Origin of the sequence: Parafrankia sp. FMc2, assembly GCF_041008525.1 — a bacterium.
GTDB lineage: Bacteria > Actinomycetota > Actinomycetes > Frankiales > Frankiaceae > Parafrankia.
In genome coordinates this window covers 1-1,129 of sequence record NZ_JBFLUG010000419.1, presented here as the reverse complement: position 1 = coordinate 1,129, position 1,129 = coordinate 1, and the positions used below count along the sequence as shown (strand labels likewise).

1 protein-coding gene and 1 pseudogene are annotated in these 1,129 nt (G+C 60.9%); both read right to left on the bottom strand.

Annotation, left to right across the window (positions count from 1 at the left end):
* Window positions 1–32: 32 nt before the first annotated feature.
* The gene (locus AB1460_RS37670) at window positions 33–923 is read right to left on the bottom strand and encodes an IS3 family transposase (protein ID WP_368967356.1); all 891 of its coding nucleotides are present in this window, start codon (window positions 921–923) and stop codon (window positions 33–35) included.
* A 17-nt stretch (window positions 924–940) separates the two neighbouring features.
* Window positions 941–1,129, bottom strand: a pseudogene (locus tag AB1460_RS37665) (IS3 family transposase); the annotation flags it as partial.

Genomic DNA, 1,129 nt, shown 5'->3' with positions numbered 1-1,129 from the left:
TGGAGCGTTCCCGCTTTTGTAGACAAGCCTAACTATGCCGCACGGAGGTCTCGTCCGTCAAATTCTTCCTCGAACTCGATGGGGGTGAGGTAACCGATTGCGGAGTGTATCCGCTGCCGGTTGTAGTAGGTCTCGATGTACTCAAAGATTCCTGCGCGGACGCGGTCGAGGGTGTCGAAAGGATGGAGGTGTATGAACTCCTTTTTGAGAGTGGCCCAGAACGATTCCGCGGCGGCGTTATCAAAGCAGATTCCAGTACGACCGACAGAATTCCGAATGTTGTTGCCATGACAGAAGGCAACGAACTGGCTGCTGGTGTATTGGCTGCCGCGGTCGGCGTGGAAGATGACCCCGTCGGGTGGTCGTCGAGTGGTGATAGCCATGCGGAGCGCATCAGTGACGAGTTCGGTGCGCATGTGGTCGGCGACGGCCCAGCCGACGACTTTGCGGGAGAATGCGTCGATAACCGAGGCCATGTAGACCCAGCCGTCCCAGGTTCGGATGTAGGTTATATCGCCGAACCACAGCCGGTTCGGCGCGGGCGCGGTGAAGTCCTGGCCGACCAGGTCGGGCAACGAGGACGGTGCGGCGGCCTGCATGGTCGTCGCCGGCCGGCGGGGCCGTGGGTGCACGCTGACCAGGCCCATCGCGGCCATCAGCCGCTGGACCCGCTTGTAGGCGACAGCGACGCCCTGGCGGTGGAGCTCGTGGAAGATCCGCCGCACTCCGTACCGTCCCTCGTGATGGTCGAAGATCGCTTTGATCATGGTTGACAGGGTGACGTCGTCCTTCTCGCGCCGAGACGGGCCGCGTTTCTTCCACGCGTAATAGCCCTGCCGGGAGACGTCGAGTTTCCGGCACATGTAGTCGACGGGGAAGGTGTCCACACCATCGGCGGGCGCAGGCTTCCTCGGAGCATGGATCGAAATGAACTCGAACCTTATTTCTGCTCGCTCGCGAAGAAGCTCGCCGCTTTTTTTAGGAAGGCGATGTCCATCTGAGCCTGCGCGTACTTCTTCCGGAGTTCTTCGAGTTCCGCACGCTCCGACACCGATAGCGGCCGGTCCTCGGCTCCTCCCTCTTCCTTCGCTTTCTTCACCCAGTTTCCCAACGTGGCCTCGTGAATACC